Raw genomic sequence first — 17,866 nt, 5'->3', positions numbered from 1 at the left:
GCTCCAGCACCGCAGTCAGGCGCAGCCAGCCTCGCTGCAGCAGGCTGTAATGCTCGCCGCCCAACCGCGCGACGCCGGCCATTTCACGCAGCGGCGCCTGGCGCTGGTCGCACCCCTCCAGCCGGACCCGGAACAGCGCGTGGAGGGGCACCAGGCCGTAATCTCGCGATTCGGTCGCAATCGGCCCTCCATACGTCGATGCCAGCACGGGTTGATCCAGCGTCGCCAGATTCAGGCGATCAATCGCGCCCAGCCTGCAAGACACCGCCAGCCCCTCGCCGCTGTCCGCCACGAAGGTGGCGTGGCCGCCGCGGCGCACGTTGGCCAGCTCATCCTCATCGACATAGGCATCGCCGCGCATGCCATACGGCCCGACCACTTGCAGCAGACGCTCGCCAGCCGCCACCACAGTGCCGGCGCGCAGCGCGTCGCTTACGTCGGCCAGCCGGCCATCGAACGGCGCGGTCAGCCATAAGCGCTTTTCCTGCTGCGCCAGGCCCTCTACCTGCTGTTGCGCGGCTTGCCACTGTTTCTGCAGGGTCTGCCCTTGCTGCTGCAAGGCCGTGTTGAACGGTTGCTGCGCTACTCGCCAGGCCAGGCCGCGCTCTATGACACGGGCTACCGTCAGCTGTTGCGCCAGCGTGGGGGAATACAGTTTGAGCAACAACTGGCCCTTTCGCACCCGCTGGCCGTCCTTCGCCAGCACCTCGGCTACGACGGCGCCTTCCGGCGCATATAACCCTTGCGATTGCGCCGCGCCCATCACCGCCGGGCTGGCGATATCGTTTTGCCAGGGCAAGATGAGGAATAGCAACACCAAACCCAGTAACGCGGCGCTGCGACGCGTCTCGCTCTGCCAGCGCAAATCTGCCCGCCGCAGCCACCAGATCCGCAACTCGCCGACAATCGGACGCGCGATGAACCAGCCCAGCTCAACCGCCAGCAGCAAGATGCCCAAAGCCTTGAAGAACAGGTGATACACCAGAAAAGCGATCGAAGTGAACAACACCAGGCGATATAGCCAGGTTGCCCAGGCGAACAGGATCAGGCCGCGCTGCCGCGCGGGCGGAAAGCGTTCCGGCACGGGATCGTCCAAACCCAGCAGGACGCGGCGCATCTGCCAGCGCGCCAGCGCAAACGCCCGGCCATGCAGATTGGGCACGCCCAGCCAGTCGGCCAGCAGAAAATAGCCATCGAAACGCATGAAGGGGCTGGCATTGATGGCCAGCGTCGCCAGCCAGGTAGTGGTCGCCAACAGAAAGACGCCGGCACGCAACGGGCCATCCGGCAGAAAATTCCAAACAAACGTGGCCCAGGCCGCCAATGTCAGCTCCGCCAGCATGCCGGCGCCGCCGATCAGCAGCCGCTGCCGCCGCGACGGCAGCTTCCAGACATCGTTGGTGTCGGTGTACAAAACCGGCATCATCACCAAAAAGGCCACGCCCATCGCCGGTACCCGGCAACCGAAATGCCGCGCAGTCAGCGCATGGCCAAGCTCATGCAGGATTTTCGCCAGCCCCAAGGAAATGGCGACACCCAGCGCGGCAGCCCATCCGCCGTATGCGGAGAAGGTATGGGTGAATTCATCCCAACGGCGGGAAACCATGCCCAGGCCAAGCAGGACGACGCCGGCCGTCAACCACCAGAACACCGGGCGGAACAACAGGCCAAGCCGCGGCAGGGCCCAGTTCAAACCGGCCTCCGGCCGCAGCAAGGGGATGCGGAAAAACAGATAGTTCTTCAGCAACCACATCGCGTAGCCCGGCTTGCCGGCCTGATGCAGCCGCCACAACCAGTCGCTCTCGGACTCGCTACCGGCTTGCAGCAACTGGTGTTGCCGCAGGAAAAGCAGCAATTGCCGCAGATCGTCCAGGTTCAGCTGCAGCGTGGTTTCGGCATTGACCGACGCCAATAGCTCCGGCCCATTGCCCAGCTGCCAGCGCGACAGCATTTCAAAACTGGCCCAGCCGAGCTGATAAAAACGGTTGGCCGACGGATCATGCAGCATCCAGCTGGGCGAGCCATCGGCTTGCGCCGGACCGGCGTGCAGCGTCAACTCCTGGCGCAGCGGCGGCAATCCGTTCATTTCCATGGCTTACCACCCCAGCCACTGGCGCGCCGCGGTCAATGGCCGACGCAAGACGTAGTAGCTCAAAGGCACCCAGTCCCCATACACCCTGGCCGTTCCCATCTGCCCGAGCTGCGGCAGGCGCTGGCCACTCGCGAAACGCGCCTGCAAACGATAGGCCAGCAGATTGCCCTCGCTGACTTCCGCCTTGTAGGCCACGCGCTGCAAGACTGCGTCATAAGAACGGAACGGCGAGGCATTGGGATACAAGGTGACCTGGCTGCCCGGCTGCACGGCGATCGCCTCCGCTGCCGGCAGCCAGGCGGTCAATTCAACTTTGGCGGGATCGGCCAGCGTCATGACTTTTTCGCCCTGCGCCACCGCCTTGCCCTGCCAGTCATTGCGGTCGGAAAACACCACCACGCCGTCGGATGGCGCGGTAACATGCAGGCGCTTCAATTCACGACCGGCGAAATCCGCCGTGATGTCCTTCTCTTCCAGCTTGGCCTTGTCCTCGGCCAGCGCCAGCTTGCCCTTGTCGTCGGTCAGCGCCAACTGGGCGCTGGCGCGGAAACTTTCCTCCGCGGCCTTTGCCTCCTCCCGCGCCAACTCGAATTGCCCGGTCAGTACCGTGGCATCGAGATCGAACAAGGCCGCGCCGCGCTTGACCGGCTGGTTGGGCAACACCGCGACCTTGTCTATCACCCCGGACACCGGCGCCCGCAGCAGGACCGGGTCATCCGGCACCACTTCCGCCCGCGCCAGGACGCTCAAACGCACTGGGAAGCACACCATCACCAGCACGGCGAGCAACAAGCGCTTGCGGCGTGGTCCCGGCTTCAGCCAATCGCCAACCTTCGCGCGCCAGTTGCGCCGGGGCGCGAATGGGCGCAGCGCGTGGGCATAACCGTGTGCCAGCTCCTCCGCCAGCCGCAACTCGTATTCGCTCCAAGGAAGATCGCGCGCCAGCAGCAAGGCGCCGTGCTCGCCCAGCGAAAGCCATAAGCCATGCTCCGGCAGCCAATGCCCCCACTCCGCGCCCAAGACATCCGGCAGGTCGGCCGCGACGCAGCTGCGGCTAGCCGCGACATCGCCCGGGCCGGGCCGCAGATAACGGAACAATGAGGACAGCCATTGCAGATAGGGCGCAGTGGGGTCGGGTTCCGCCAAGCCGGACAAGGCGACGACATGGCTGTGCAATCCCTCCCCCCAAAAAGCGGCCTGGCGATACGGCAGCAATTGCAGGCTTTCATTGACCATGACGAAGCCCAGCTTCGCCGTGCTGTCCGCCTCGCGCGCGCGATGCAACAACTGCAGCAAGGTGGCTAGTTCCCGACTACGATCAGCGTGTCCCATGGCTTATTTGAAACTGGCCCAGCCGCTCATGCCGGGCAATAGATTGGCGGCCTTGCCGTCTATCACGCCTATGGCCAGGATGGACTGGCTGACCGGATCGATTTGCGCGCCCAGCCGTTCTATCTTGGCCGGGAAGCTGGCCCCCAACTCATCCACCGTGATCGTGAAGCGGCGGCCTGGCTGCAGGGTGGCCAGCCATTTGGACGGCACCAACATGCGCAGTTCCAGCGAGTCGGAATCGACGATGTCCAGAATCGGATTGCCGGGATTGACGTATTGGTGGACTGCCGCGCTACGCTTGGCGACCCGCCCGTCAAACGGCGCAACGATGCTGCACTTGGACACCAGGGTCTGGGCATAGCTGGCGTCGGCGGCCGCCTCCTTGGCCTTGCCTTGGGCCTGGGTCAGCTCCAGCGTGCCCACCGAGTTGTATTTGGCCAGTTGATTATCCACTTTCAACAACTGGCTGGCCGCCTCCAGCGAGGCCTGGGCCTTGTGCAACTGGGCGCGATAACTGCTGCAATCGAACTCCACCAACAACTGTCCCCGGTGAAAGCTGCCGCCCTCCACCACCGGCAGGGCGGAAATCTTGGCGGCGACTTCTCCCGATAACGTCACGGCATGGCGTGACATCAGCTGCACGCGGATGCGGCCATCGGCGGCGTTGACCGAGGAACCCGCCTGCGGAGCGGCCGCCATGGCCGACCCCGCCAACCAGAAGCACAGCGCTAGGCAGCAGGTTTTCATTTCGTGCCCCCAGCCACCGTGCCTTGCCATTTGTTTTCCGCCCCTTGGAAGGCCTGGCTGAGCGAGGCCAGGTCATACCCCTTGGTCGACGCCGGCAGCGGGTCCAGCCCCAGACTCGCACCCATCAGGCCATAGGCATTTTGCATGTCGCCATAGGACTGATACAGCCGCAAGGACGAGAAGACGGCGTTGGCGTCCGCCAGAATGCCCTGCAGCCTGGCGGACGCGCCGCTGTCCACCGCGTTGCGAGTCTGCTCGTAGATCGCTTGATCCACGCTGTTCAGCTCGTGCTCCAGCTCGTACTGCCGCGCCTTGCCCTGATAGTCCAGATAGGCAACGTGAACCTGGGTCAGCACCGCCATGTTCAGCGCCATGCGCTGCGCCTTGTCCACTTCGACCTGCGCCTGCGCGGTGCGCGTGATGGCGCCGGCGCTGAACAGATTCAGCAGGTTCCAGCTGATGCGCAGACCGGCATCGCTCCAGGCATTGTTGATCAGGAATTTATTGCTGTCGTAATGCTGGCCCACGCTGAACTCCAGCCCCGGCAGCAGCTTGGCGATGGCCTTGCGCGTTTCCAGCGCGCTGATGCGCTGGTTGTAATGCGCCTCCACCACTTCAGGCCGGTTCAGCAAGGCCATATCTTCCATCTTGTCGATATCGATACCCAGCGTCGGCACCGGCATGCCGTCCGGTTGCGCGATCTGGAAATCCTGGCCAGGCATGACGTTCATGATGGCGGCCAGCCTGGGCTTGGCCTGGGATAGGGCGCTGCGCACGGCGGTCATCTGCCGGATCACATCAAGCAATTGACGCCGGTAATTGAGCGCATCCAACGGTGAGCGCAGCTTCTGCTGCTCGACTTGGCGCGCATCCCCCAAGGCAGATTCTGCCTGCTTCAGCAAGGCATCGACCCGGTCCTGCAGCTGCTGCGCGCCCGCGGCCTGCCACCACGCTTCCCGCACCTGCTGCATCAGCTGCTGCGCCACCTTGCGCTTGCGCTGCTCCAGAATGAGCACTCTGTCCGCCTGCTGCTGGGCGGAAAAATAACTGACGCCGAAATCCAGCACATTCCAGCTCAGGTTCAAATCGGCTGTGCGGTCATGCTTTTCCGAGGAGATGGACGGCACCAGCGACTGCTCTCCGGTTGCCACATTCTGGGAGGACGAGGCATTGTCCTTGTTGCGGGCAGTATATCCTGCCGCCAGCGCCAGCTTCGGCAGCATGTCCAGGCTGGACAAATCCAGCTGGCGCTGCGCCATCGCCTCCTCCATCAGCTTCACACGGTAATCCAGGTTGTATTTCAAGGCGCGCGCCATCGCCTCCTGCAGCGTTACCGGGCCCGCCAATGGTTCCTGGCTGCCGAACATCGCCTGGCGATCGGCGGCCAAGGTAGCTTGGCGATCCGCCACGCTCAACGGCTGCGGCGTCACCGCGCACCCGGTCAAAGCCAATGCTACCGCTAACGGAGTCCAACGAAAGGTCCATGATCTTGCTTGTTTTACGGCTTGCATGCTTCCGCCCCCTTGAGCTTTGAGATTGCCAGGGCAATGCCCTGCACTGTCTTCTACCCGACCGAGCCTGCCTGTGATTGCGCCTTACCCCTCCAACCAATCTTGCATTTGCTGCAGGAAAGCCTTGTGCCCATGCTTATCAAACTGCTGGTTCAACGCCAGTTTCCCCGCGACCGTTTTGCCTATCGCCTTGCCGCCTGCCGCTCCGTTCGCGCGCGATTGGCCGAAATTGAGCTGGATATGGCTGTTGCCGTGGTGGCCGCTCTTGTCCTGCACTCGAATGTCGATTGAAATCGGCTTGTTCCAGCCCGCCGGTGCCTGGCCAGTGAACTTGCCGGTCGCCGGATCGAACTTCAGCCAGGATGGCAATGGCTGGCCATCGCTTTGCCGGGCCACAATGCTCAGGTTTGCCGACGACTCCCGGGTGATGATGGTGGCTGGTGGCAGCGTGAGGGAAAACGACTGGCCGGACACCAGCGGACGAACGCCCAGATCCGGATTGACCTGCAATACGATGGCCGGATTCACCGAGATATTGCTGATGAAGGTGGGCGAAGCGCCATTCGTATTGTCCGCGGCGCCAAAAGAAGGCGTCGTAATGGCGGTGCCCAGACTGGTATGGTCGGTAAGCGTCGACTGGGAACCGATAGCCGCCGTATTGATGCTGGAGACGGGGTTGCCGCTTACCGCCGCCAAGACGATATTCGGAGTGATCGGCGGCAGCTGAATGCTATTGCTGACGACTGGGGACGTAGAAAGCGTGGGTGGCGTATTGGAGGTCGCTACCATCTGTGTCATCAACTGATAGACGGGCGCCTTGACCGACCCTGAGAGCGTGTTGCCCGCCAAGTCGGTTACTACGCCGTTCTTGATCGCCACCGATAACGTGCCGCCGCCGCCAACCCCGCTCAGCGCAATGACGTAGGTGGTGGCGTTGATCTGCGTCACGCTGGAGATCGCTCCGGTCACCCCGCTGCCCGCCACCACAGACAAGGCATCGGCATTGAACGAGGCAACAGGCTTGCTGAAGACGACCTGGTACGACAAGGTGCTGGCGGAAGTGCTCAGCGGGTCAACCGCGGTAAAACTCTGCACCTGCGGCCCCGTGGTGTCGACGGTGAAGTTATAGCCGCTGGATTGGGCGCTAATATTGCCCGCCGCGTCCGTGGCCGTCGCCCGGATGCTGTGGTTGCCGTCGGCCAGGCTGCTGGTCAGGTTGTAGCTCCATGCTCCACTGCCGTTCGCGGTAGCCGTCCCGACCACCGTGCCGTCCACGTACACCGTCACCGTACTACCTGCCGTAGCGTTACCGGTAATGGTCGGCTGGTTGTCGTTGGTAATGCCATCCGAGTGGCTGCTGCCAGTGTCAGTCGCAGCGCTCAAGGCGAGACCGCTTGGCGCGCTCGGCGCGGCGGTGTCGATGGTGATGTTGTCAGCGGTCGACTGCGCGCTGACATTGCCCGCCGCGTCCGTCGCCGTCGCCCGGATGCTGTGGTTGCCGTCGGCCAGGCTGCTGGCCAAGTTGTAGCTCCATGCGCCGCTGCCGTTCGCTGTAGCCGTCCCGACCGCCGTGCCGTCCACGTACACCGTCACCGTGCTGTTCGCCTCGGCCGTGCCTTGCACTGTCGGCTGGTTGTTGTCGGTGATGCCGTCGCTATGGCTGCTGCCGGTGTCCGATGCCGTGGTCAGGGCCAGGCCTGTTGGCGCATTCGGCGCGGCGGTGTCGATGGTGATGTTGTAAGCGGTCGACTGCGCGCTGACGTTGCCCGCCGCGTCCGTCGCCGTCGCCCGGATGCTGTGGTTGCCGTCAGCCAGGCTGCTGGCCAGGTTGTAGCTCCATGCGCCGCTGCCGTTCGCCGTAGCCATTCCGACCGCCGCGCCGTCCACGTACACCGTCACCGTGCTGTTCGCCTCAGCCGTGCCTTGAACTGTCGGCTGGTTGTTGTCGGTGATGCCGTCGCTATGGCTGCTGCCGGTGTCCGATGCCGTGGTCAGGGCCAGGCCCGTCGGCGCGCTCGGCGCTGCGGTGTCGATCACCACCGTGTAAGCAGTCGATACGCTGCTATTCACCGAGCCGCTGGTTGCCATGGCGGTTATCGCATGGCTGCCACTGCTGATTGGGTCACTGAAGGCATAGCTCCAAGCGCCGGTACCGCTGGCTGTGGTGGTGCCCACCGACACGCCATCCACATAGATGGTCACCGTGCTGCCCGCCTCCGCCGAGCCCGTCACCGTCGGCGTGGCGTCGCTGGTGATGCCGTCGGAACTGCTGCTGCCAGTGTCGGTACCGGCGGTCAGCCCGCTTACCGTCGGCGTCGGCAGTTGGATGGCGATGCTGCGGGTAACGGCGGCGCTGTTCACCTGGCCATCGTTAACCACAAAGCTGATGGTGCGGGTGGCGGTATTGGGTGTGCCCGAGGTGTCGTTGTAGGTGACCGCCTGCAGCGCCGCTTGCCATTGCGCCACGGTGGCGGTGGCGCCGCTGGAAGTCAGCGTCAGCACGCCGGTGCCGCTGTTATAGCTGCCGACGATGTTGCCGTAGGTAATGGCGCTGGTATTGCTGAACGCCAGCACATCCTCGCCGCTGTGGAAGTTGCCGGTGATCGACACCGTGGCGCTGGCTAGCGTGCTGTTGTCGCGGTCGGACACCGTGATGCCGCTGTCCACCGCCACCGGAGAGGGAGAGCTGCTCAGCAGATAGCTGCCGTTGGGGCCGGAGACGGTGGCGATCGGCGTTTGGTCGGTGTCGGCCACGGTGACACTGCGCGTCGCCGCCGTGCTGTTCTGCTGGCCATCGTTGACCACGAAGCTGATGGTGCGGGTGGCGCTGTTGGGGGTGATGGCGGTGTCGGTATAGGTCACCGCCCTCAACGCCGCCTGCCATTGCGCCACGGTGGCGGTGGCGCCGCTGGAAGTCAGCGTCAGCACGCCGGTGCCGCTATTGTAGCTGCCGCTGATATTGCCGTAGGTGATGGCGCTGGTATTGCTGAACGCCAGCACATCCTCGCCGCTATGGAAATTGCCGGTGATCGACACCGTGCCGCTCGCCAGCGTGCTGTTGTCCAGATCCGACACCGTGACGCCGCCGTCTATCGTCACCGGCGTGGAGGTGACGTTGTTGCCGGCGGTGAAGGCCGCGCTGCCGCCGCTGGCGGTGACGATGGGTGTCTGGTCGGTATCGGCCACCGTCACCGACTTGGTCGTCGCGGTACTGTTCTTGGTGCCGTCATTGACCACAAAACTGATGGTGCGGGTAGCGCTGTTCGGCGTCACCGCGCTGTCGGTGTATTTCACCGCGCGCATAGCCGCCTGCCATTGGGCGATCGTTGCGGTAGCGCCGCTGGAAGTCAGCGTCAGCACGCCGGTGCCGCTGTTGTAGCTGCCGACGATATTGCCGTAGGTGATGGCGCTGGTATTGGAGAAGCTCAGCACATCTTCGCCGCTGTGGAAGTTGCCGGTGATCGATACCGTGCCGCTGGCCAGCGTGGTGTTGTCGAGGTCGGACACGGTGATGCCGCTGTCCACCGCCACCGGCGTGGAGGTGGCGTTGTTGCCGGCGGTGAAGGCCGTGCTGCCGCCGCTGGAGGTGGCGATCGGCGTCTGGTCGGTGTCGGCCACAGTCACCGTCTTGGTCGCCACCGTGCTGGTATTGCTGCCACCGTCCTGCACCTGGAAGCTGATGGTACGGGTGGCGCTGTTCGGCGTCACCGCGCTGTCGGTATACGTCACCGCCCGCAACGCGGCCTGCCATTGCGCGATGGTCGCCGTCGCGCCGCTGGAGGTCAGCGTCAGCACCCCGGTGCCGCTGTTGTAGCTGGCGCTGATATTGCCCATGGTGCTGCCGTCATTTGTGAACGACAGCACGTCCTCGCCGCTGTGGAAGTTGCCGGTAATGGACACCGTGCCGCTGGCCAGCGTGCTGCTGGCGTTGTCCGTCACCGTGACGCCGCTGTCCACCGCCACCGGCGTGGAGGTGGCGTTGTCGCCGGCGGTGAAGGCGGCGTTGCCGCCGCTGGTGGTGAGCAGGGGCGCGTCGCTGATCGCCATCGTCACGCTGGCGGCGGTGCTGGTGCCGCCGCGGCCGTCGTTGACGGTCACCTGCACGGTGCGGGTGGAAGTATTGGGCGTGCCGGCGGTGTCGTTGAAGGTCAGCGCGTTGACCAGCGTGCCCACCCTGGAAGCGGTGGCGTTGCTGTTGAAGTCGACGATCAGATCCTGCCCGCCGCTGCCCACGCCGCTAGCGTCTATGGTGCCGACGGCGACGCCGCCCACCGACACCGTGCTGCCGGAGTTGGTGCCGTTGCTGAGTGTGACCGTGCCGGCGGTGCTGATGCCCAGCACGTCCTCGCCGCTATGGCCGTTGGCGGAGATGTGCACCGTCAGGTTGCCGCCGTTGAAGTTCGAAGTATCGCTGTCGCTGACCGTGGCCGCGGTGCCGGTGTCCAGGCTCACCGCGCCGCTGCCGGCGTAATAGGTGTTGCTGTCGCCGTTCAGGTTGCTGATCACCGGCGCGCTGTCCGCCGCCACGCTGACGGTCTTGGTCACCGTGGAGCTGGTATTGCTGCTGGCGTCGGTGATGGCGAAGCTGATGGTGCGGTTGCTGGTATTCGGCGACAGCGAGCTGTCCCGGTAAGTCACCGCCTCCAGCGCCGCCTGCCACTGCGCATTGGTGGCGGTGGAACCGCTGGAGGTCAGCGTCAGCACCCCGGTGCCGCTGTTGTAGCTGCCGCTGATATTACCCATGGTGCTGCCGTTATTGGTAAATGCCAGCACGTCCTCGCCGCTGTGGAAGTTGCCGGTAATCGATACCGTGGCGCTGGTTTGGGTCGAGGCCGCGGTATCGCTGAGGGTGATGCCGCTGTCCACCGTCACCGCGTTGCCGTTGCCGGAGCTGTAGGCGCTGCTGCCGCCGCTGGCGGTCAGCGTCGGCCCCGGGAAATGGAAGGTGGTGGCGTTGATGGCGCCGATGCCGAGCAAGCCGGTGATGTTGTGGCCGTTGGCCGCGATCACGCGGAAGGAGTCGATGCCGACGAAATTGCTGTTGCTGGACACGTTGAAGGTGACCGGCGAGCCGTCGTTGTCGATGTCGCTGACGCTCTGGCTCAAGGTGGCGCCGGCGACAGCGGAGCCATTCAGATAGCCCACCAGTTGCATGGTGCCGCCATTGAAGGTGGAGTCGTAGCCGTTGATCACCACGGTGATGGAATTCAGCGTGAACAGGCTGCCATCGTTGGGCTTGACCGAGAAATAATTGATCTGCTTGACGCCGTTGCTCAGCGCGTCGACTGTTTCCGTGGAGCTCGAACCATCCTTTTCGACGATGATCATCTCGTTCTGACCATCGCTGTTCGAGTTCATGTTCATGGTGAAATTCCAGCCAAGGTAATTGCTTACCGTCAGCGTGGCGTTGCCGGTCGGCACTACGGTGGTGGAACCATCCAGCGAATCGAAACTGGAGGTGCCGGAAGTCGGCTGCGTCAGCAAGCCGCCGTAGCCCGGCAGATCCAGCGTCGCCACGTGCAGCTTGCCGGTGGCGTATTCCAGCGTCCAGTCGCCGCCCAGGCTGGCGGCGCCGGTAAGGTCGGTAGAACCGGCGGTCACTCGGCCGCTTTCCTGCGCGATCGCATTGACCAGCGCCGCGCCGTCACTGCCCTCGGCCACATCGCAGCCATACAGCAGGATGTCGCCGCCGGGGCGCAAGGCCTGCCCTATCGCGGCCAGTTCCGCCTGATAGCTGGCGACATTGGCGGTAGTGAGCTGCGCGGTGCCCAGCTGCAGATCGTTTTCCTGGCCGTGCGAAATGATATGGATGGCGCCGTAGCCGCTGTGGGTTTGCGCCCACTGCGCGATCTGCGCCAAGCCGTCCTTGCTGCTGTCCAGAATCACCACCTGATAGCCGGCCGGCAGTTGCGACACCAAGCTTTGCAGATTGGCGACATCGTTTTCGACGAACACCACCTGCGGCGCATTGGCGGACGCGGTCCGCACGCCGCCGTCTTTTGGACCCGCAACCGGGGCGGCATGGGATTCGGCCGCGGCGCTGGGAGCGGCCGGATGGGGCGCGGCCTCGCCGTGCCGTTGCTGGGCGGAGGCATCCAGCACATCATGCATCACACCGACATGCTGAGCCGCATGGCCCAGCGAAGCCGCCACCGCGCCGTCGAACATCATCCTGGGCTCCAGCGCCTGCAACAGCAGGCGATTGGACGAACGCTCCATAGCGCGAGACTGCGCTTGCGGTTTTGCCGATTTCCACCATGCCATGACCATTCTCCCGACAACACACCCGGAGCCGTTTACAAAGCCGCGCGCCATTCCATGCACGCCAACGCCAACCGTTCAAGACACGGCGGCGTCAGGCGGGATAGGGTTTGGCTGCCGAGTCTTTGTCCCGTAGCGACTCACACTGAGCAGTATGTGTTCACATATGATGGATAGACCATTTTTACTCGTTAAAAAATGTTATATGCGTAAAGAGGCTTTAGCTAAAATTACTTAGCCGCCCTGAACATACCGAGCAAAAAATGCCAACTTGCAGCAGAAACGCGCATCCCGTATCGTGCGCATCAGTTTTCAAGGATGCCCGATGACCGCTACCCCGCTGTACTGCGCCGAACCCGCCCGCCTCGACACCGCACGTCGCCTGTCTGAACGTTTCTTGCTGCCGTTGGCAAAACAACGGCCTAGCGACGGCTATTGGCTGGAGCTGAACGGCGAGCGGCTGGAGCTGTTGACCACCGGCAAACACGGCGCGGTGTTCGCCGAATTCGTCGAAGGCGCGGCGCGCCATCGACGCGAGCAAGGCGGCGGCCGCGGCCAGCCGGTAGCCAAGGCGGTGGGATTGAAAGGGGCGAAGGATTTGCCCTATGTGGTGGACGCCACCGCCGGCCTGGGCCGCGACAGCTTCGTGCTGGCCAGCCTGGGCTGCCGGGTCACGCTGGTGGAGCGCTCGCCGGTGGCGGCGGCGCTGCTGGCCGATGCCTTGGAGCGTGCCCTTCGCGACGAGGCCACCCGCGACATCGCCGCGCGCATGAGTCTGGTGCACGCCAATTCGCGCGATTGGCTGGCCAGTCTGGAAAACGATCAGCGGCCGGACGTGGTGTTCGTCGATCCGATGTTCCCGGACACCGACAAAAAATCCGCCGCCGCCAAGAAAGACATGCAGGCCTTCCAGCATGTCATTGGCGATGATATGGACAGCGCCGAGCTGCTGGCCGCCGCCATCGCCGCCGCCAAAGTGCGGGTGGTGGTCAAGCGGCCGCGGCTGGGCGCGCCGATAGCGGGCGTCAAGCCGTCCGCCGTGCTGGACGGCAAATCCACCCGCTTCGACCTCTATGTGATCAAGGCCCTGGCCTCAGGCTGAATGCGCGGCGCGGCTGTCTGCCGGCGCCTGCCCACGCGCGTTCATGCCGTAATCGCGCAGCACCGCCGCCACCCGCAGGCGGTAGTCGGCGAACAGCCCATCCCGTCCCGCCGCCTGCGCCATCCGGTGCGAAGCCAGATTGCGCCAGGCCGCCAGCGCAGCCTCGTCGCGCCAGAACGATAGCGACAGCAAGGTGTCTGGCCGCGCCAGGCTCTGGAAACGCTCGATGGAGATGAAGCCATCCATATGCTTGAGCGTCTCCGCCAGCCGACCGGCCCAAGCCAGATAGCCATCCCGCCCACCTTCGGCCAGCGTCACTTCAAAAATCACCGCGATCATCGTACCTCTCCTGCGCCAAAACGGCGTATCCGCGCATTGGGCAGATGGCGGAAGCGAATAGAACCGGCCAAAGCCTCCCAATCCGGCCGCGCCGCCTCGAGCGCCGCCAGCGCGCCCTTTGCAATGGCCCGCGCCAGCCGCTCGCCGGGACAACCATGGCGGCCCCGGCCAAAATCCATCGCCTCGCCCGGCCCCGCCGGGTCCTGCGCCGCGGCGGCCAGCAACACCAGCACCACATCGCCGGCAAGCAAGCGCTGCCCGGCCAACTCGACCTCCTCGGCAACGAAGCGGCGGGTGTGATGCAGCACCGGATCGGCCTGCAGCCGGCGGCTCCATTCCGCGTCATCGTTGCCATCCCACGGCGCGCCGCAGCGCCAGGCCATGCCGGCCGATATCAACCCCGCGCCGGCATCGCAGCTCTGAAACAGCATGCCCGCCAGATTGGCGTACAGGCTGGCATCGCCCAGCTCGGCAAACGCTTGGCGCCAATCGGCCAGCCATCCCGAGGCCGGCAAGGACGCCAACTGCGCCAGCAGGTCACGGCAAGCCGCCTCGCCCCGCGCTCTCGCCACCGCGTCGGCATCCGCCGCCAAGGCGCGGGCGAGCGCCGCCACCTGGGCGGCCACCTGGCCCCACGTCGGTTCCGGCCACCCCAGCAAGGCCGCCAATGTCGCCGCCGGCAGATAATCGGCCAGGGCATCCAGACGCTTGCCCGTCACCGTCCCATCGGCCAAGAACGCCGCCGCCAATTGATGCGCGCAGGCCTGAACCGTGGCAAGCGGCATCGCGGCAAACGCCGCGCAGACGGCCGCGCGCAACGGCGGATGCCAAGGCGATTCGCTCATGCGCAGCCAGCGGCCGAAGGTGTCGCCCAATCGCAAACCCGCCAATGCCGTGGGGACAAGCTCGCCGGGCGGCCGCACCCGACAGGCTGGACTGGCCAGCACCGCCTGCGCCGCAGTGGCCGAGGCCGCCAGCCATAAACCCAGACGCTCGTCGCGAATCCAGCCCTGCCGCGCCAGTTCGCGATAGTAAGGATACGGGTCGGCATGGCTGGCGGCGGCCAGCGCGTGTCCGGCCAGTCGTTCATGCCGCCTCTCCCGAGCGGCGCGGCTGGCCCCCAGCGCGGCCGCTCAAGCTCGGGGCGTCACGGTGGGAATGGTTAGGCAGATCACAGGGCAGCTGCGGCACGATAAAACTCCTTGGCTAGTCTTGAAGATGCCCTTATCGTAGCCAGCCATCCCATACGATGTTTCACGCTGGAGTGAACCATGAACAACGGCGTCCACCTGCCCGACATCAGCCGCCTGGCCAGCCTGCTGGCCGACCCCGGCCGCGCCCGCATGCTGCTCCTGCTGCTGGATGGCCGCAGTTATCCGGCCAGCGAACTGGCCCGTCATGCCGGCCTCAGCGCGCAGAGCGCCAGCAACCATCTGGCCAAGCTATTGCAAGGCGGCGCGGTGAAGGTGGAACAGCATGGCCGCCACCGCTACTACCTGCTGGCCAATGTCGCCATCGCGCAGGCGTTGGAAGCCTTGAGCGCGGCCGCCCATGGCCATGATCTGCAACGACCGCGCGCGGCCAGCCCGGTTTCGCCGCAGCTCAGGCTGGCGCGCACCTGTTACGACCACCTGGCGGGCCGATTGGGCATCGCTATTGCCGACGCGATGCAAGCGGACGGGCTGTTGCTGCTGAATGAGGAAAGACAGTTCGAGGTCACGCCGTCGGGACGGCGCTGGTTTGCCGCCACCCTGGGTGTCACCGCGCCGACCCGCGGCAAACGGCCGCTGGCGCGCGCCTGCCTGGACTGGAGCGAACGGCGGCCGCATCTGGCCGGCGCGTTTGGCGCGGCGCTATGCCGGGAGTTTCAACAGCGGAATTGGGTGGAGCGGCGGCAGGACAGCCGCGCGCTGCGCGTCACGCCGGCCGGGCAAGCCTTTCTGCGCGAACAGTGGGGCATCCGGCCAGAGACGCTGACAGAATCGGCCTAAGAGAAAGGGGTAGCGGAAAGCGTTCTCGGCTACGGAAACACGCAGAAAGCGCGAAAAACGCAGCGGCCAACCAACGGCCGCCGTCTCTCCGATCTCGATAGTCGGCCTTCGTCCGTGTTTTTCGTGGATTTCGTGGCTAAATCCGTTTTTCAGGCGGTCAGCCGCTCGGCGAAGCCTTCCGGAATCGCCGGCCGGCCGCGCTCGTTGATGGCGGTGCCGATGATCAGACCTTCCAGCACGACCTTGCCGTCGGCCTGGCGAATCACTTGCTGACGGAAGCCGAAGCGGACCCGCGACACCGGTTCGAAAGCCACGGTGACAACGAAGGTGTCGCCGCTGGTCAGCGAGGCCTTGTAGTCCATCTCCGAACGCACCACCACCAGATTGATCTTGTCGCGGGCCAGCGCGGCGAAGTCTATGCCCTTGGCCAGCAGAAACTCGTGGCGGGCATGTTCCAGGTAGTTGAAATACACGCCGTTGTTGACGATGCCCTGCATATCGCACTCGTAGTCGCGCACTTTGAATTCAACGGAAAAGACTGACATCAAGCGGTTCCCTGTTTCCCAATGATAAAGCGCCCGCAGCCGCGGGCAGGCAGCTTGGACGCAAACAATGGATGGGAGTTTCGCAGAACGGCGGCCGGGGAACCAGCGCCGCCAACCGGTTTCAGCGCTTGACCGGCGCCGGTGGCGGCTCGACGCGGCGCCATTCCACGCGGGGCGGCGCCTGCAGCGCGGTGCGGCCCAGCAGCCAGGCCAGCCAGTTTTCGTTGCCGGAGAAGATCATGACAGCCGCCTCCAGCCGTGATGGCGCAAGCGCTGCTCCACCGCGGTGGCGGAACGGCGGCAGGCCAGCACCGGGATGCCCAAGGCCGCCGCGCTATCGCGATAATTGCGCATCACATTGTGGCCGAGGAAGTCGGTCAACAGGATCAGCAAATCCGGCCGGCCGGGCAGCGGCGCGCGCCGTTGATGCGCGACATTGCGTCCACAGATGTGGCGGGCGATGCGGATATCGTAGCTCCGTAACACTTCCGGAATATTGCCCAGGCTGTCAGCCCCTACCAGCAACGCTTCCATCTTGCCTCCTTGCCATGTCGCGCGGATTCAGGTGATGAAACGACTGTAAAACGCTTTTTAAATTTCCCCTAGCAATATTGAGTGAAAAGCTAATCACGCTTTGGAATATAAAAGACCTATTCCTCCAGCCTGCTCGACAGCCCGGCCAAAACCGGCTACCCTGCCCGCCCCGCGCGAACGCGCCTAAGCTACTGATTTGTCTATACAAATGAATGCCGTTGTACTAGCCGTGGGCACCATGCTCACCCTGACCCTGTTGCGTACCCACGTCGTCATCAGCCTGCTGCTGGGGGCGCTGATCGGCGGCCTGGCCGGCGGGCTGTCGCTGTCCGCCACCCTGGCCGCGTTCAATAACGGCATCACCGGCGGTGCCTCGGTGGCGCTGTCCTACGCCCTGCTCGGCGCCTTCGCCGTCGCCATCGCCAAGTCCGGCCTGCCGCATGCCATGGCCGATCTGGCCGTGAAAAAACTGGAAAACCACAGCGCGCACGGCAAGTTGAAATGGACGCTGATCACGCTGCTCGGCTGCGTCAGCATCGCCAGCCAGAATCTGGTGCCCATCCACATCGCCTTCATCCCGATGCTGATCCCGCCGCTGCTGTATGTGATGGCGCGGCTGCAGCTGGACCGCCGCCTGGTGGCCTGCGTGCTCACCTTCGGCCTGGTCACGCCGTATATGGTGTTCCCGGTCGGCTTCGGCGACATCTATCTGAAGCAGATCCTGCTCGGCAACGCCGCCAAGGCCGGCATGGACACCTCGGGCATCAACGTGATGCACGCGATGGCGATACCGGCGCTGGGCATGGTAGCGGGCCTGCTGGTCGCGGTGCTGTTTAGTTACCGCCGGCCGCGCCGCTATTCGCTGGGCAAGATAGAAAACGCCGAGCGCACGCATGCCCGCGTCAGCCGTAAATCGCTGGCCACGGCCTGCGCCGCCATCGTCGCGGCCTTCTCGGTGCAGCTGTATACCGGCTCGATGATCATGGGCGCGCTGTCCGGCTTTCTGCTATTCCTGGCGGCAGGGGTGGTCAAGTGGAAAGATGCCGACGGCGTGTTCAACGAAGGCATGAAGATGATGGCGATGGTGGGCTTCACCATGATCACCGCCCAGGGTTTCGCCGAAGTGCTGCGCGCCACCGGCGAAATCGCGCCGCTGGTCAAGGCCGGCGCGGCGCTGTTCGAGGGCCAGCGCTCGCTGGCGGCCCTGGCGATGCTGGCCATCGGCATGACGGTGACGCTGGGCATCGGCTCCTCGTTCTCCACCGTGCCCATCCTCACCGCCATCTATGTGCCGCTGTGCGCGCACCTGGGCTTCTCGCCGCTGGCCACCGTGGCCATCATCGGCACCGCTGGCGCCTTGGGCGACGCCGGTTCGCCGGCATCGGACTCCACCATGGGGCCGACCTCCGGCC

12 protein-coding genes are annotated in these 17,866 nt (G+C 64.8%); 3 read left to right on the top strand and 9 right to left on the bottom strand.

The genetic code is table 11. The features are described from left to right. The 5 genes from JHD59_RS19645 to JHD59_RS19625 form a co-directional block, all read right to left on the bottom strand. Positions 1 to 2,092: HlyD family efflux transporter periplasmic adaptor subunit (locus JHD59_RS19645; RefSeq protein WP_233164415.1), on the bottom strand; the 2,092-nt coding region annotated here is incomplete at its 3' end. A gap of 3 nt (positions 2,093 to 2,095) precedes the next feature. After that, entirely contained in the window at positions 2,096 to 3,424 is a 1,329-nt protein-coding gene (locus tag JHD59_RS19640) for an efflux RND transporter periplasmic adaptor subunit (protein WP_199155489.1), read from the bottom strand. A gap of 3 nt (positions 3,425 to 3,427) precedes the next feature. After that, positions 3,428 to 4,171: an efflux RND transporter periplasmic adaptor subunit gene (locus JHD59_RS19635; RefSeq protein ID WP_199155488.1), complete on the bottom strand. Its 744-nt coding sequence runs from the start codon at positions 4,169 to 4,171 to the stop codon at positions 3,428 to 3,430. Next, entirely contained in the window at positions 4,168 to 5,622 is a 1,455-nt protein-coding gene (locus JHD59_RS19630; RefSeq protein ID WP_233164414.1) for a TolC family protein, read from the bottom strand. The genes JHD59_RS19635 and JHD59_RS19630 overlap by 4 nt, the downstream gene beginning before the upstream one ends. Positions 5,623 to 5,766: 144 nt before the next feature. Further along, positions 5,767 to 11,946 carry an Ig-like domain-containing protein gene (locus JHD59_RS19625; RefSeq protein ID WP_199155486.1) on the bottom strand — a complete coding sequence of 2,060 codons (6,180 nt, stop codon included), beginning with the start codon at positions 11,944 to 11,946 and terminating at the stop codon, positions 5,767 to 5,769. Positions 11,947 to 12,268: 322 nt separating this feature from the next. Between JHD59_RS19625 and JHD59_RS19620 the strand changes: the two genes are divergently transcribed. Then, positions 12,269 to 13,045: a class I SAM-dependent methyltransferase gene (locus tag JHD59_RS19620; protein ID WP_199155485.1), complete on the top strand. Its 777-nt coding sequence runs from the start codon at positions 12,269 to 12,271 to the stop codon at positions 13,043 to 13,045. Here the strand turns inward: JHD59_RS19620 and JHD59_RS19615 are convergent. Together JHD59_RS19615 and JHD59_RS19610 are read right to left on the bottom strand one after the other, a co-directional pair. Next, entirely contained in the window at positions 13,037 to 13,384 is a 348-nt protein-coding gene (locus JHD59_RS19615) for an antibiotic biosynthesis monooxygenase (RefSeq protein ID WP_199155484.1), read from the bottom strand. The genes JHD59_RS19620 and JHD59_RS19615 overlap by 9 nt on opposite strands. Continuing rightward, a complete protein-coding gene (locus JHD59_RS19610; protein WP_199155483.1) occupies positions 13,381 to 14,331 on the bottom strand; it encodes a hypothetical protein in 951 nt (316 codons plus the stop codon). Before JHD59_RS19610 ends, JHD59_RS19615 begins: the two co-directional genes overlap by 4 nt. A 324-nt stretch (positions 14,332 to 14,655) precedes the next feature. Here JHD59_RS19610 and JHD59_RS19605 point away from each other — a divergent pair, with 324 nt between their 5' ends. Next, the gene (locus JHD59_RS19605; RefSeq protein WP_199155482.1) at positions 14,656 to 15,375 is read left to right on the top strand and encodes a helix-turn-helix transcriptional regulator; all 720 of its coding nucleotides are present in this window, start codon (positions 14,656 to 14,658) and stop codon (positions 15,373 to 15,375) included. Between the two features lie 149 nt (positions 15,376 to 15,524). On the opposite strand, the gene JHD59_RS19600 is transcribed toward JHD59_RS19605, so the two are convergent. Continuing rightward, the gene (locus JHD59_RS19600) at positions 15,525 to 15,920 is read right to left on the bottom strand and encodes a thioesterase family protein (protein ID WP_103318091.1); all 396 of its coding nucleotides are present in this window, start codon (positions 15,918 to 15,920) and stop codon (positions 15,525 to 15,527) included. Positions 15,921 to 16,157: 237 nt separating this feature from the next. Continuing rightward, positions 16,158 to 16,454, bottom strand: a complete 297-nt coding sequence (locus JHD59_RS19595; protein WP_043626803.1) for a DUF2325 domain-containing protein — start codon at positions 16,452 to 16,454, stop codon at positions 16,158 to 16,160. Positions 16,455 to 16,662: 208 nt separating this feature from the next. On the opposite strand from JHD59_RS19595, the gene JHD59_RS19590 reads away from it, so the two are divergent. Continuing rightward, positions 16,663 to 17,866, top strand: a 1,204-nt coding sequence (locus tag JHD59_RS19590) for a Na+/H+ antiporter family protein (RefSeq protein WP_199155481.1), incomplete at its 3' end; no start/stop codon positions are given.

The sequence above is a fragment of the Chromobacterium sp. ASV23 genome (assembly GCF_016428945.1).
GTDB classification, from domain to species: domain Bacteria; phylum Pseudomonadota; class Gammaproteobacteria; order Burkholderiales; family Chromobacteriaceae; genus Chromobacterium; species Chromobacterium sinusclupearum.
The sequence above is the reverse complement of the archived record's forward strand: the minus strand, read 5'-3'. Positions and strand labels throughout refer to the sequence as shown.